Origin of the sequence: Candidatus Rhabdochlamydia sp. T3358 (assembly GCF_901000775.1) — a bacterium.
GTDB lineage: Bacteria > Chlamydiota > Chlamydiia > Chlamydiales > Rhabdochlamydiaceae > Rhabdochlamydia.
Window position 1 is genome coordinate 1 of record NZ_CAAJGQ010000035.1, and the last position, 15,025, is coordinate 15,025.

General features: G+C 34.2%; 11 protein-coding genes and 1 pseudogene. 9 read left to right on the plus strand and 3 right to left on the minus strand.

The window, feature by feature from the left end:
* Nucleotides 1-238: 238 nt before the first annotated feature.
* From RHTP_RS09025 to RHTP_RS08340, 3 genes and pseudogenes are all read left to right on the plus strand, one after another.
* Nucleotides 239-427: pseudogene (locus tag RHTP_RS09025) on the plus strand (IS982 family transposase); the annotation flags it as partial.
* A gap of 503 nt (nt 428-930) precedes the next feature.
* Complete coding sequence (locus RHTP_RS08335; protein ID WP_138107661.1) at nt 931-1,827, plus strand: hypothetical protein; 897 nt, start codon at nt 931-933, stop codon at nt 1,825-1,827.
* A gap of 140 nt (nt 1,828-1,967) precedes the next feature.
* Nucleotides 1,968-3,173 (plus strand): hypothetical protein, encoded by a 1,206-nt coding sequence (locus tag RHTP_RS08340; protein WP_138107662.1) that lies wholly within the window; start codon nt 1,968-1,970, stop codon nt 3,171-3,173.
* 123 nt (nt 3,174-3,296) lie between these two features.
* Here the strand turns inward: RHTP_RS08340 and RHTP_RS08345 are convergent, their stop codons facing one another.
* Nucleotides 3,297-4,235 (minus strand): DMT family transporter, encoded by a 939-nt coding sequence (locus tag RHTP_RS08345; protein ID WP_138107663.1) that lies wholly within the window; start codon nt 4,233-4,235, stop codon nt 3,297-3,299.
* 167 nt (nt 4,236-4,402) lie between these two features.
* Here RHTP_RS08345 and RHTP_RS08350 point away from each other — a divergent pair, with 167 nt between their 5' ends.
* Nucleotides 4,403-5,386, plus strand: coding sequence for a malate dehydrogenase (locus RHTP_RS08350; RefSeq protein ID WP_138107664.1), 984 nt, complete (start codon nt 4,403-4,405; stop codon nt 5,384-5,386).
* 6 nt (nt 5,387-5,392) lie between these two features.
* Nucleotides 5,393-6,553, plus strand: a complete 1,161-nt coding sequence (locus RHTP_RS08355) for a citrate (Si)-synthase (protein ID WP_138107665.1) — start codon at nt 5,393-5,395, stop codon at nt 6,551-6,553.
* On the opposite strand, the gene RHTP_RS08360 is transcribed toward RHTP_RS08355, so the two are convergent.
* Nucleotides 6,550-7,866, minus strand: coding sequence for a helix-turn-helix domain-containing protein (locus RHTP_RS08360; RefSeq protein WP_138107666.1), 1,317 nt, complete (start codon nt 7,864-7,866; stop codon nt 6,550-6,552). The genes RHTP_RS08355 and RHTP_RS08360 overlap by 4 nt on opposite strands.
* Before the next feature lie 515 nt (nt 7,867-8,381).
* Here RHTP_RS08360 and RHTP_RS08365 point away from each other — a divergent pair.
* From RHTP_RS08365 to RHTP_RS08380, 4 genes are all read left to right on the plus strand, one after another.
* Entirely contained in the window at nt 8,382-8,612 is a 231-nt protein-coding gene (locus tag RHTP_RS08365) for a hypothetical protein (protein WP_138107667.1), read from the plus strand.
* Nucleotides 8,613-8,657: 45 nt separating this feature from the next.
* Nucleotides 8,658-9,950 (plus strand): lanthionine synthetase C family protein, encoded by a 1,293-nt coding sequence (locus RHTP_RS08370; protein WP_138107668.1) that lies wholly within the window; start codon nt 8,658-8,660, stop codon nt 9,948-9,950.
* A 52-nt stretch (nt 9,951-10,002) separates the two neighbouring features.
* On the plus strand, nt 10,003-13,059 hold the full coding sequence (locus RHTP_RS08375; RefSeq protein WP_171005791.1) for a lantibiotic dehydratase: 3,057 nt from the start codon (nt 10,003-10,005) through the stop codon (nt 13,057-13,059).
* A gap of 76 nt (nt 13,060-13,135) precedes the next feature.
* Entirely contained in the window at nt 13,136-14,044 is a 909-nt protein-coding gene (locus RHTP_RS08380; RefSeq protein ID WP_171005792.1) for a S41 family peptidase, read from the plus strand.
* Between the two features lie 694 nt (nt 14,045-14,738).
* Here the strand turns inward: RHTP_RS08380 and RHTP_RS08385 are convergent.
* A partial coding sequence (locus tag RHTP_RS08385) for an integrase core domain-containing protein (protein ID WP_138107671.1) occupies nt 14,739-15,025 on the minus strand: 287 nt, incomplete at its 5' end.

The following is a 15,025-nucleotide window of genomic DNA, read 5'->3' on the forward strand; positions in this document are numbered from 1 at the left end:
GAGTATGGAAGAGTAGGTCGCCGCCAAGTTTTTTTCTATCCACCCTAGTTAGGCCAGTTCTAACTAGGGTTTTTTTATGTCTAAAAATAATACTAAATATTTTAATAATCTTATTAACCCCAATGTTGAGTTTAATTAACTAAGAATAGGAAAGATAAGACAAAAAAACAGTGTAAAAAGACCTCTTAATGTTGTACAAGTTTCGTTTCTGAAAAAACAACAACAAAAGAGGTCAAAAATGGAAAAGCTTGTTGAATTGTACTGTTCTGTGGATGATTTTTGGAAGGATTTCAACAAGCAATGGGAGCAACATTTAATTACTAAAGGCAAATCCCTAAGAAGTCCCAAGGCAGAAATGTCTATTCCTGAAATGATGACAATATCTATTTTATTTCATCAATCAAAACAAGAAAATAAATCCTTTTTCAAAAAAAATGAAGCTCTTTTCCAGAAAATAACTAATATTTTTCAGGAAATAGATCTAAGCGTTGTACAGAAAAGAACGGTTTGTCAGCATTTTATGTTTTGTTCCATAACCGGTACTGTTTTAATTAAACTAGGTCGTTTTTTAAAAGTAGCTAGTGATGCTAACTGGGCAGATGGTGTAATAATTAACCAATTTATAGGCAATCCCTATCTAATAATGGGTTTAGGTGGGTTAGCTGCCGTATATGCGGTTAAGAATGCACTAAATCTTATAGCTCATAGAAATGATAAAGCAAAAAAAGTTAAGCTATTAAAGAATTTTGTAAAAGATGAAAGGAAGAACTTGCTTGAGTTGCTGAAAAAAGAGATCGTTGTCGCTTGAATATAACGGATAAAGTAAATATTTTTAATTACCTTGAAAAGTTAATTAAATAATTTAAATAGACATTTTGCTTTAATTATATTATAATTTAGATGGTTTTTATTATTTAAGCAGGAAAGTTAATGATCTATTTAATTCCAATACCTTATAACTATTCGAAAATAGTATCTTATGATTATTCTGAAATGCCTATGGATCCTTCTGCCAGAGAAGAAGTCAAAACATGGGCTAAAAATAAACTTGCAAATATCGATATAAACACAAAAGATAAACAAATAGTTGCTGCTACTCTAGTTATTACCACTATTACTTCTATGGCAATAGCTTACCTTCCAAAGTTTATTGTGTTAGGATGTACAATTATTTCTGCAATTGCTTACATTGAACTTGCTAAAATGGTAGAAGCTAAAAGCGGTATTTTAAAAAATATCCTAATAACTCAAAGAATTATTGAACATTTAGTTGATCCTAATCAGAAGGGGCAAAAACTTACAGAAGATTTAGAAAGAATTGAAGCTGAATTGAAGAATTTAGAAGAAGGCTCTTTAGAAAATAAAAAGCTATTTGGAGAAGATTTAAATCCTCAACACACCGAGAATCTAAAAAAGGATGCAGAACAAATAAAAGCTAACTTGGAAAGTAAACTAAAATCTTTAGAAGAAAACTTGCCTTATTTTCAAGAAAATTCACTCTTACTAACGAAGTTAGCAGATGTTTGGCAAAAAATTGATCGGAATAATGAAAATAGAATAACAGCTTGCCGGGATTTTATGTTTTATTCTTTAATGGGTACTTCTTTGATCAATATAGATCATTTAAAGGAATTAATTGGTAGAAATGACTATGCTCGATATATAATGTATCCTTCTTTGATAATTGCTCTAGGAGTAATATCTGTTGTTTATGCTGCTAAACAGGTGTTTAGCATATTAGCCCATAGAAATGATGAAGTTAAAAAACAAGCATTATTAGCTACTATTGAAAATGAAAGAGAATCTCTTTTAGAGTGTTTTCCTTAGATTCGTAGTATCTAAATATGCTTATCTTTACTGTTTAAAAAAAATAAACTAAAAAATCTAATTATTTAAAAATAGACTTTTTATTTTAACTAAGTAAAATCTATCTGTTTTTAATTAAATCTCTTATAAAGGAGCAAAATATGACCCCGATTTATCACTCTCAACCAAATGCTTGTATTCATGATTGGTTAATACGAGTTGATACTCAATATGATAAAACAACACCAGAAAAAGTAAAAACAGCCGATAGTGAGCGTGCTAGACAAACTTTAGAAAATAATACAATTTACAATCTTTTCTTTTCTTTACCACGACCATTTTTATATACACCTTCTCAACCTGCATCTAGAGGATGGTTTTCTTCTGGTGATACAACTACTAATACTAACTCAAATAACACAACCCACATACATAACACAACTCATATACACAACGCTTCAGTAGATTCATCTTCTGACTCTGAAGATAAAAGCGCCAAAGATTCTACAGAAGTTGGTAAAAAGAAAAAACCTAAAGAAGAAAAGACTAACTGGAAAGGTATAGCCGCTATTGGTGTTGTGTCAACTGCTATAGTAGGGGTTTCCATATTTGTTTATGCTAGACTCTCTAAAGCCGCAGAAGGAGCTAGAAACTATTTAGAAAATACTAAAAGAATAGAGACCTGGGCTAGAACAAGCATGTGTCGAGATTCAAGCCTTGAGATAAATCAAATAGCCAATATAGCTGAAGCCCAACTGAAAATTGATCAGAGAGCTGTAGATAAAATAACAAATTACAAATATTCTATCCTAACCAGTTTAGTTGGAACGCTTGCCATGGCTGGTGGCGGTATTACTATCCTTACAGCTGCGCCAGTACTTGCTACAGCTGGAACAACAGCGGTTGTTACAGGAGGGATTTTAAATTCAATAGCTGTAATGTATGCAGCTTATAATTGTGGAATGCACTGGAGTGATAAAGAAGAAGGAAAGAAAGAATTTGCTGCAGTCAAGAGATTAATTCCAAGCTTAATAACGGCTTTTACACCTAATGCACAGCCTCAAACCCAAAATTATCCTACCAATAATTGGCAGAACCCGCAATGGACTGAGCAGCCTCGTGCTTATAACGAGAGCGCAGGAGCTTCTTCTTATCATGCGCCGCAGCCTCCTCAATGGGAAGCAACTTATTCTTACAGTTCAGGACCTTCAGAGCCTTTTGTACCGATGACCCCTCCTCCTTCTTATGAGGCATCCCAAGCAGCTATACGTAACCAAAGAGAAAATCCCAGAAATATTTACCCTGATTTATCTGGATTTACTCCTACTGCTCCTTCTTATAAATCGTTATCAAAAGAAAATTATTAAAAACTAGTTTTTCTAAGCGCATCAAACCATCTGTATCACACGATGGTTTGATGCTTTTCATTTGGTTTTCTCTGGAGAAAATCCACTCATCTAAGAATTCTATTTTATTTTTTTGCGTTAGAGCTAATTACTAGCAGGTGCTTTAGAAGAAACGATATAGCCTTGTTTAAGTTCTGCGCGGTAGACAATCCAAAGACCTATGGAAACAATACTTGTTGATAAAAAGATGATCCAAGAAGGGGTTTCTCCTAAAAAGATCCAAGCGTTTAAAGAAGCGAAGATGGGGCTGAGCAGCCCTACAAAAGAGAGGAAGGTAGCGGTGTATTTTTTTAGGAACATACCGTAGAGATTGTAGCAAATCAGGTTGGAGATTACCGTGATGAGAACAACTCCTTTTATAAAAGATGTGAAGTGTAGAGGAGCTATGGGAAAAGGAGCTCCGGGTTCTATTAGATAAGAGTGGATCAGGGCGAATAGTCCTCCAAAGAGCATACTTGTTCCATTAGCGACAAGAGGGGTAATTTCTTGCTCTTTTACCATGAGTCGAAGAAGAACCCATCCATAAACCGAGCTTAACGCTGCACCCATAATGGCAAGTGTGGGCCAAGAGAAGAAACTAAAGGCATTTAATAGCTCTTCAGAACCTGTTTGTGTAAAGAGAACGGGAACAAATCCAACAAAGCCTATGGAAAGTCCTAGCCATTTGCGGGGATTCATTCTTTCATTGAAATGGATGTAGGAAAAAAGTGCGGCAAAAAAAGGGGAAAGGCTATAGATAAAACAGGTCTTAGCCGCAGAGAGATATTGTAGTCCCCAAAATTCCAAAGTGTTTGTTAGGTAGATGCTAAAAAAAGCAAGCAGTAGAACAGAGGTAAACTGTCTTAAAGATAATTTTAATGAGGACCTTTTAGTAATCAGTAAAAAGCTTAAGATAAGCACTGCTGCAAAGAGCATGCGAGAGGCTGTTAGAAAAAGGGGAGGAGAGTGCTGTAGAGCAAGCTTTCCTAGAGAAAAAACGCTGGACCAAGCAGCGTACATCAAAGCAACAAAAAATACGGACATAGATAAATTTTTAAGTTTAAGAAGGCACGAGGATAGCAAGAAATAGGGATCTAGTCAATTATTATGAGAAAAGTAAAAAAATATTTTTTAATTTTGTTTAGGTTGCATAGAGATGGGTTTTTGTGTATTAAAATTAAAATCAATAAACTAAGGTTTTTACTGTCTATATGAACAAAAAAGTTAAAAGAATTGCAGTAACAGGAGCTGGGGGGCAAATTGCCTATAGCTTGTTATTTCGGATCGCAGCGGGCGAGATGCTAGGATTTGACCAACCGATTGCCCTGCATTTGTTAGAGCTGCATGAATTTCAGAAGACAGCAGAAGGTGTGGCTATGGAGCTGCAGGATTGTGCTTTTCCTTTACTGCAAGAAGTGAGAATCGAATCCGATCCATTTAAAGTATTTGAAAACGTAGATTATGCGCTTTTAATCGGTGCTAAACCTCGTGGACCTGGGATGGAAAGGAAGGATTTATTAGCAGAAAATGGAAAGATTTTCGTTGCCCAAGGAAAAGCCTTAAATGAAGCAGCAGATCCTAAAGTGGTTGTTTTTGTTGTGGGAAACCCGTGTAATACCAATTGTCTAATTGCCATGCATCACGCTCCTAAAATCCCTAAAAATCAGTTTTTTGCTATGACTGCTTTAGATCAAAATAGAGCGCAAGCCATGCTTGCCATTAAAGCGAATGTGGCAGTTACAGATGTTTCTCATGTGACGATTTGGGGTAACCACTCAGCCACACAGGTAGCGGATTTTTTGCATGCAAAAATTGGAAATAAACCTCTTTTAGAGGTGATTAAAGATCGCAAATGGTGCGAAGAAGAGTTTATTCCCTATGTGCAGAAAAGAGGTGCTGAAGTCATAAAAGCCAGAGGAAAATCCTCTGCTGCATCAGCTGCTCACGCAGTTATTTGCTCTATAAGATCTTTAATAGGATTAGGTAAAGATTGGTTTTCTGCTGCTCTTTGCTCTGATGCTAATCCTTACGGGATTGAAAAAGGATTGGTTTTTTCCTTTCCCTGCTATAGGACAGAAAAAGGAATAATAGAAATTGTACCTGGATTATCTTGGGATCCTTTTTTAGAAAAGGCAATTAGGCTGAGTGAAAAAGAATTAAAAGAAGAAAGAGCATTGATTGATCATTTACTTTAGGAAACTATGTCTGAGGATGTGTTATTTACCATTACAAAAGAGCATTTAGAAACGGGCCTGCGTGGGTTTCCTGTAGGCTATTGCACTACATCACATGTTGATCCTCAAAAAGGGTTATTTTATTTAGGAAGGCCCGTTACAGAACTATCTACGTGGCAACCAGAACAGGTCATCTATCTTCTCTATCATGGCAAAGAAGGTAACAAACAAGAATTAGAAAAGTTTTCTGAAATGATTGAACAACGCAGTTGTTGTTCACAGCAGGTGATTGCTGCTATTGAGGCTTTGCCCAGGCAAGGCCATCCTATGAAACTCTTCTGTATAGCGCTTTTATTATTAGGAATGCATGAATCTGCAGATAACTATGCAGATGATTGTTTAAATATCATTGCTAAAGTTCCTCATCTAGCTGCAGCTGTAATTAATCATCACGCTGGTTTTGGTAAAACGCCTAATCCCAAATTGGATTTAGGCTATATGGAAAACTTTTGCTATATGCTCCAAGTTCCCGATAAGAGAGAAAAAGAGCTTGTTTCCGTTATGAATTTATTCAACATTTTACACTATGATCATGGAGGAGGAAATCTATCCACTTTTGTAGGGAAGGCGGTAGCTTCTGGGTTAGAGGATATGTATGGATCCATTTGTGCGGCCATGTGTGCTTTAGAAGGACCACGCCATGGAAGAGCCAATCAGGATTGTTTAGAATTTGTAAGAGATGTGCTTACTGAATTAGGAGAAAAGGCAACTGCTAAACAAGTAGAAGAATTGATTCGTAAGCGTTTATTAGAAAAAAAATTGGTATTTGGATTTGGGCATGCCGTATTGCGAGTAGAAGATCCACGTGCTACTCTGCAATACGATTTTGTACAAAAACATTATCCAAACCATCCTTTGGTAAAAATCGCTTTGCTTTTGCGTACAGAAGGGTCTAAAGTGTTATTAGAAAATCCTAAGATCTCCGATCCTTATCCTAATGTAGATGCTATTTCAGGAACTATGCTAACAGCAGCTGGATTTGCTTATCCTGAGTATTATACTGTTTTGTTTGGCCTTTCTAGATCTGTGGGGATTGCCATGCAAATAGTCTATGAGCGCACCGAGGCAAGAGAGGGCAGAGGCACCCCCATTGTAAGACCTAAGTATCTATATAAGCCAAGAGCTTAATCATAGAAAAAATGAGGCATAAAGAGTCCTGCATCGACATGAAAAATCAGACTTAATTTTTCAGCTATGGGTAGGGTAATCAGCTTCTGGCAATTTTCCATCCGAGAAATAGTCGATTGGCTTACAGAGAGTTCTTGGGCAAGTTGTTTTTGTGTCCATTTCTTAGCATGTCTTAACAGTTTGGTAGTTTGGCTTCTTTGCAAGGCTTCTTTTTTTCTAAGCTCTTGCATATCCTGGATGATTTCTGCGCTAAGAGCTATAATTTGTGGTCTGTATTTTTCTGCTAGTTTGATTTTTGTATGATCAAAGATATTTAACTTAGTTCCGCTTAATCTGGCTTTAAAATCAAAGTAGGAAAAATTATACATTTTTTCTAAGCGCTGCCGGTTTCTTAGCGTATAGGTTTCTGCAATCAAAAGAGATCGAAAAGCAGCTTCAAAATAAGGAAGCTTCCTTTTATAGCTGGATAAGATCTTATTTTTAGCCAGATCTATTTTTTGTATAAGTTCTGCTTGCCCTAGTTGTGCATCTCGAACCGCCTGATAGCGGATCTGGTAGATGATTTTTCGAAAAGATTCATCTGAGACCCTAATGCTAAGCAAAGCTTCTAACCACATAGAACGATTATGGTTAAAACTTACTAGAGTAGATTCTAGTTCATACTTATACAAGTTCAGTATTTTTTGATACATTAACTGAGTTGCTACTTTGTAGCTGCTTTCTACTTGATCAATAGAGAGCTGAATAAAAAGCTCCAATCCTTCTTCTGGATCAATTTCTCCTTGTGCTGCAGCATTAATTAAATACAGAGTTTTATAACGTAATTTTTGATCACGAGAAGTTCCATCGATTTGTAGATCTACCATGTTTACCCAACGAGGCATATTAATGGTGGAATTCCAAAGACGATAAGAATCGGTTCCTTTTAAAAAAATCCATCCTTTAGGGATTTTTGTTTTTTTTGCTTGGTAAAGCTCCCACTCTTCTAGATCGTATGCAAGTAAACAGGGCAAGGTACTACTATGAGCAGCATTGCGTTCAAATTCTAAGCTTACCAGGTTCTGATCGGTAAGAACTACTTTTTTAGCAGAAGCTCCTTGAGACACTACCTGTCCTATTTCAAAATGCAGTTTAGTTTGAAAACAACAGATGAGTTGTTGAAAGAAAAAAGCAATTCTTCTTGATACATGTTCAAAAATAAGATCACGATATTTTTCGATAATCTCTTCTACTGAAGGAAGGGTACTAGCAGGTGCATCTGTTTCAAGATCAGAAAATGGATTTTGAGAATCTCTAAAGACAGGGTCTGTCAATGAGGGTGTTTCATTTAAAATAACAGGGAACTGTTCTCGAGATTTTTTTTTAGAAATAAGAGCTCCTCACAACTACCTTATATAAGCTCAGTTTTGGGTTTTTTAGCTAGTAGCTAGCTCTTTCCTTATCAGACACTCTAAATACAGGTTTTCAGGTTGTCTTATAAGTTGCAATCTTTACCATAACAGATTTCTCTTTTTACCATTTTTGCATAATCTTTATCTAGGGTGTCTTTTTCGCATATAATCTTTTAGTTGAGATAGACGCGATAGTTTAGCCTAAGCATAAGATTCTGAACAGGTTCTTAAGAAAAGAGTAAATAGCTCTAGGTTTTTTTAACCGAAATGAGATTGCTAATGCAAGGTATTTTTTCTGTTTTTATTGGGTCAAGGTTTACCTGTGCTTTTCCTGGATTTTAACAGAATTAAATATATTTTTTATTGCAATAATATCTTTTATTAAAGATAGTCTTACACATCCTTGATTTATAAGAGGAAAAAATGAGGTAAATTTTATGGAAATTAAGAAAGAAAATACACATTTTATAGACAGCAGAAAATATGAAGAACCTAAAGTCAAAGAAGGACAAAGTCAACTTAACAATGAAGTTTTTGATTTAGATTGTAAAATTAGTGAAGTAGTTCATAGAAAGGAAGGTGAAACACAACTAGCAACAACGCCTATCTCAAAATGCTGTTGGCCTTCCACTTTAGATTGCAGAACAATGATAGGCAAATGTAGATAAATTAACCCGCTATTCTTCTAGTTTATTTGAAAAAAGGCATATAAAATGACGCAAATTCAAGGTATTACAAATATCCCACACTGTATTGCTAGAAGAATAGCTAAACTATTTCCGAGTAATATAAGCACTTCGGATTATCCCTTTTTGAATTTATCAGGATATACATCGCTAATTATTCTATATAGTACTCTTAGTAGAATTTATAATTCTGAAGAATGGGATCTTTTATTACATTGTTATATTACAAACGTTGTCAGAATTTTAGAATCTCAAGGCGTTACACGTTTTTCCTTAATTGATGGGTTAGCAGGAATATGTTTTGCAATCACTCTCTCTGGGCAGGAAAAAGGTCGATACAAAAAACTTCAAAATACTCTTGATTTATTCCTTATTAAAGGAATAAATCAAGAGTATTTAACTCCTTTGCAAAAAAATATTAGTTGTGGTTTATCTTCTAATCAAAATCTCTATGATGTAATAAGCGGTATTGCGGGGATTGGAAATTATTTCTTAAATAACTTAGAAAAAAAAGGATTTATAGAGACAGTAAAAGAAATTCTTTCAACTTTAGTTTCTTTTTGCTCTCCTATTATTATACATGGACGAGAAGTCCCAGGATGGTATCGCCATACAGAAGATACTTTTGAAGATAAATCAAGATTTCCTAAAGGTAATTTTGATTTAGGATTTGCTCATGGGATACCCGGTATTTTAGCATTTTTTTCTCTTGCTTTATTAAAGGGAGTAATTGTCGATAGGCAAAAAGAAACAATCCTTAAACTAGCTGATTGGATATGGGATAAGCGTTTAATAGGAGTTCAGGGAATATTCTGGAACGATAGAGTTTCTTTTGAAGAAGAAACTACAGGAAAAAAGGAAAACAACTCTTTTATTTTTGATGGCTGGTGTTATGGCACACCAGGGGTCACTAGATCTCTTTTTCTTGCAGGATCAGCTCTGGATGACAAACAAATTAAAAATCAGTCTATAAATAGTTTCAAGGATGTTTTTTTTAAAACAAGGGAAGAATGGGGGCTACCTTGCCCCTCATTTTGCCACGGTCTTTCCGGTCTTTTAACACTTACCTGTAAAATGTATCAGGAAACATCTCTTTCTTTTTTTAGAGATAAATCTAATGAACTAAAAGGTCTTATCCTTTCTTCCTATAACCCTCTTTGGGAGCTAGGTTTTTTTTCCGATAGTATTTCCGATATATCCGAATATTTGAGATCAGAAAAAATTAATATTATAACAGGGGTGTCGGGGATCCTGCTTTCCCTACTGTTTTGCGATTTTTATAAAGAGGATAAATGGACACGTTTTTTTGTAATCAGCTAAAAAAAAGATATAAATGACTGATTCTGAAATTTTTTTGCCAGCAGGGTTTTTTATGTTTAGAAGCCCTTTATTACCTGTGGAGTATTTTCTTGAAAATTGTTTAAAAAAAGTACCCGAGCAGATTTTTTCCGATTACTTTTCTCATTCTATAGTTCAAGAAGCAATTTTATTAGCAAGCCCAAGCTTATATTTTTCTCTACAAGAAAATATTCAAGAAAAAAAAGTTCTATTAGAGAAAAGATTTTCTAGCTTATTACGTTATTTAATTAGGATGAGTACACGTGCTACCCCTTTTGGGTTATTTGCAGCTGTTGGTTTTGGTAAAATTGATCAAAAAACCCATATTTCTCTTAACGCAAAAAAGAAGTTTGCAAGACCCAATATGCAGTGGCTCTATGAAGTAATTAGCTCATTAGAAAGTGATGTAAATATTCTAGAAAACTGCAAGGTTAAAGCGACTTCTCCTATTTTGAATTATGCTGGTAGGTTGTTTTTACCGTGCAGTCGAAATTTGGAAAAAATGAACCATAATGAACGATCAATTAAAAAATCCGTTTTAACAGATTTCATTATAGAAAACAGCTCAAAGTGGATTTTATATAAAGATTTGGAAAATAAGCTTATCAAAAAATTCTCTTCTTTGAGCGAGGATAAGCTTAAAATTGTTTTGCACGGTATGTTTAAAAATCAATTTATTATTTCCGAATTAATACCCAACTTATTAGAAGATAACCCTTTTGCTTATTTTCTTAGTCGTTTAAAAAATATCAACTTGCAATCAGAAAGTGTTTTTAAATCATTAAATGAATATCTTAAAGAATACAATGCAACAATCCCAGGCCAGGGTCTACAATTACTAGAAAAAATCAATGCGATATTATATGAAATTTACCCTAAAAAAAGCAAAGTTGATCAGAAGAGCATCTTTGTTCAAGTAGACACTGCTTTTTCCTCTAAGAATATGCTTTCCCATAAAGTCGCTGAAGAAGCCGCAAGCGCTGCTTCTTTAATTTGGAAAATAGATAACTCTAGTTCAAGAAAAAAAAACTCAGATAACTACTACTCTCAATTTATAGAAAAATACGGAACAGAACAACTTGTTCCTTTTTTTGACCTTATTAACGAAAATATTGGATTAGGAATACCGGCCTATTATTTATCTAATAAAGAGACATTTAATTACATAGAAAAAAAAGATTCTTTTGAATGGTTCTTATCAAAAAAATACCAAGAAGCAGTCTATCTTGGGCAAAAAGAAGTTGTACTGATAGATGAGGAGATTCAACACTATCTTAAAAAAAAACCTCAAGTAACAGATATTCCTACTTCTTTAGAGATTTTTTGTGAAATTTTAGCAACAGATCAAGCTTCTATAGATGCTGGAGACTTTAATTTGACCTTAGGTTTGTCTCAGGTCAGCCAGCCAATAGGGGGTACATTTGGGAGATTTTTGCATATCCTCCCCAAAGAAGCAAAAACATCTCTCTTAAAGGCTTATACCTTTGAACAAAAATTAGCACCAGAAAAACTTTATGTAAAATTTTCTTGGCTGCCTGCATCCAGCGGGGTTGGAAATGTTATGATAGGGAACAACCTCCGTGATTTTTCTCTTGTATTTCCCTCAAATGATCATGATATAAATACTATTCTCTATGAAGATGTATATGTGGGAGCCTTTCAAAGAGGCTTATATTTATTTTCAAAGAGGTTAAATCAAGAGCTTATTTTATTAACGGATAATCTAGTAAATCAATATTTTGCACCGCCTGTTTTTAAATTTTTATTAGATCTTTCCAAAGAGAATATTAATCCTATGCAAGGCATTTATTGGGATCAATTTGATTATTTCTCTTATTTACCAAGGGTACGCTATAATAAAACGTATCTTTCTTTAGCAAGATGGTATCTTCGCTTAAAAGAAATCTCTTTGAAAAAAAATCCTTCTACAGAAGATTTAGTAGTATGGCTAAAAAAATGGAATGTATGTCGTTTTGTTATGATGGCTGACCAGGAGCAGTACTTATTATTAGATATTCAAGAGGAAAATCATCTTTCTGTAATATTAAATAATTTAATAAAAAATGATAAAGTATGCTTAATTGAAAAAAAATCAATAAAAAAGTCTGCTTGGGCTCAAAGCAATAAAGGAGCTCATTTTACAGAAATTATTATCCCATTATTAAAAAATCAGTCTCTTGCAAACAAAATACCTGTATATCCTCAAATAAAAAAAGATGAAAAAAATTTATTTAAAAAAAGAACGCGTAGATTAGGTAGTAATTGGATTTATATAAAACTTTTTTGCAGTAAAAACACGCAGGAAGATTTTCTTCAGAAAACTCTTCCTTCTTTTATCGAAAAAATCACCCAAAAAAAAATATGCGAAAAGTGGTTTTATATACGTTATGAAGAAAACACTATTAATCCTCATATTCGTTTACGTATAAAGCTCTCACAAAATCAATTCTTACAAGTTATTCTACCTATTATTAACAAGTGGAGTGAGCAGCTTGTTCAGGAAGGCTTTCTTAAAGATATTTCGTTTCATTCTTATGAACGCGAACTAGAAAGGTATGGAGGTATTGATCTGATAGAATATGCGGAAACGCTTTTTCATGCTGATAGCATAACATGTATAGCTCTTTTGCAAGATCATTCAAAAATTGCATCTCTACCTTTATATGGAATAGCAGCGCTGAGCATTATAGATTTTCTTATTTCTTTAAAATTATCAAAAGAAGATCAAATAGCCATCTTGCAAGAGATTTTTTCATCTAAAAAAGCTCTTGAAGGGTATCGTTTTTATAAAAAGCAATTACTCGACCTAACTTCTATAAAAACTAATAACGAGAGTTCTTCTTCTCTTAAACAAATTTTTTCTATGAGGCACTTGGCTTGTAAAAGCTATGCTAAAAAAGCTAAAATTGAAGGTATCGACTTTCTTTCCACCAAAGGAAAGAAAATTTTACATAGCTTTATACATATGCATTGTAACAGATTGTTGGGAATAGATCCCTCTATTGAAGAAAAGTCCATATTATTTGCTGCTGAAACAATAAAAAAAAGCCTGTATGTACTGGAGAAAGAAAAAAATTTTCATCCTTATTAGCTTGCTGCTTATATGTGTGTGTTTATTTAGTGGATATTATTTAAAAATAACTATTCAGAAAGCAAACAGCTACTCTATGAGTACTAAAGCATTCCTCTATTTACAAAAAGCACTCAACATAATGGAAAAAAAATTTATTTATAAAGATACCATTGATTGGGATTCAATTAAAAAAGAGGTATATAAAAAAGCAGAGGGTTCTGTCCTTACTAGTGATACATATCCTGCCATTCAATTAGCTCGTTCTCTTATCAAAGAAAATCATGGTTTTTTTGCTTCCCCTAGTCAAATGGAGCTTTTGGAAAAAGAAGAATTTCGATTTGAACCTCCCATTTATCGCTTATTGGAAAAGAATGTGGCTTATCTTTCCTTATTCACATTCCCATCAACCTCAGATGAGGCTGATCAGGCGTATAATAAACAAGTGCAAACAGCGATTCGTGCATTGGACAGCTCTAATGTGGATAAATGGATTATTGACCTGCGAAAAAACCAAGGTGGGAATATGTGGGCAATGCTTTTAGGCTTAGGACCGCTTCTAGACAAAGAATGTATAGGATTTTTTATAAGAAATAATGGAGAAAAAATTCCCTGGAAGCATAAAAAAAATACAGTAAAACAGGGCAATTCTTGTTGCTTAAAAAGCTCTTTGCCTCCATATCAATTAAAAAATACACCAAAGATAGCAGTTTTAATTGGCAATAATACCGCTAGCTCTGGAGAAGCTGTTGCTGTTGCTTTTTCCGGGCAAAAAAACGTGCGTTTTTTTGGTCAACACACCTCTGGCTTTGCAAATGCCACATATCCATTTTTTCTTAGTGATGGAGCTTGCCTTCTTCTTCCGGTCATGCATTTTTCTAATCGCTTAGGTCAGATCTTTTATACTAACATGGCCCCTGATGAAGTAATAAATGCCAATGAGGCAACCAATTCACTAAAAGACCCTACTATAGAAGCAGCTATCGATTGGTTATGTAATTTTTAGAGATGTTGTTATGAGATAGCCGCATAGTTGCCCGCAAAGCTAATTTTTTTCTTTTAAGAACATGTTGGCCCTTTCAACTCCGAAGTGCACAAAAAAGAACATGTAAATACTTGAAAAAAACATCTATTGTGCACCCGAGCATAGCATATTTGTAGATAATCTCCTAAACGCTTCTAGTGAAGTTTCGAAGTTGAGAGCCTTTCTAGTTCTGTTATTTAGTAAAGTTTCCACCCTTTCAATATCCTTGGAAGTAGTATCTAAAAATCTTTGGGTTTTTAGGAAAATATTGCCTAACTAGTCCGTTTGTATGCTCATTTAGGCCTCTTTCCCAAGAATGGTAGGGCGTTGCAAAGTAGAAGTCTGTCTCTAGCTCGAAACTAACCATTTGGTGATAGGCAAATTCTTTTCCGTTGTTGTTAATGTGTGTACAAAATCTTTGATAGGTTTAATAAGAGCTCCTTTATTTTCAAAGCAAGCATCTCTATACCCTATATTAAGCAATTCTTTAAAAAAAACAAAAACTTTATTGCTAATAATTGTTTTTTAACCCAATAATCATCCGCTAAAAACAAACTTAAGGAACTTTTATGGTGACCTGCCCCCAAATTTCGCCCATTTTAAAATGGACTAATTATTAGTTTTTAAATTTATTCTTCATAATTTCGATAAATTAGAAATTTCTTTATCAAACACATTAACAAACTTGCTCCCTTAAAAATTCAATAGGTGTTTTATATCCTAAAGCACTGTGAGGACGAAGTTCGTTATAATCAACCCTCCATTCTTCAACAATCTTTTTTGCTTCTGACATATTTTTGAAGGCATTTTGGTCTAAACACTCTTCTCGAAATTTTCCGTTAAAGCTCTCAATGTGCCCATTTTCCATTGGTCTTCCCGGAGGAATATACTCCAGGTTGATTCCTTTCTCATTTGCCCATTTACGAATAGCTTCTGAAGTATACTCAGGCCCGTTATCAACTT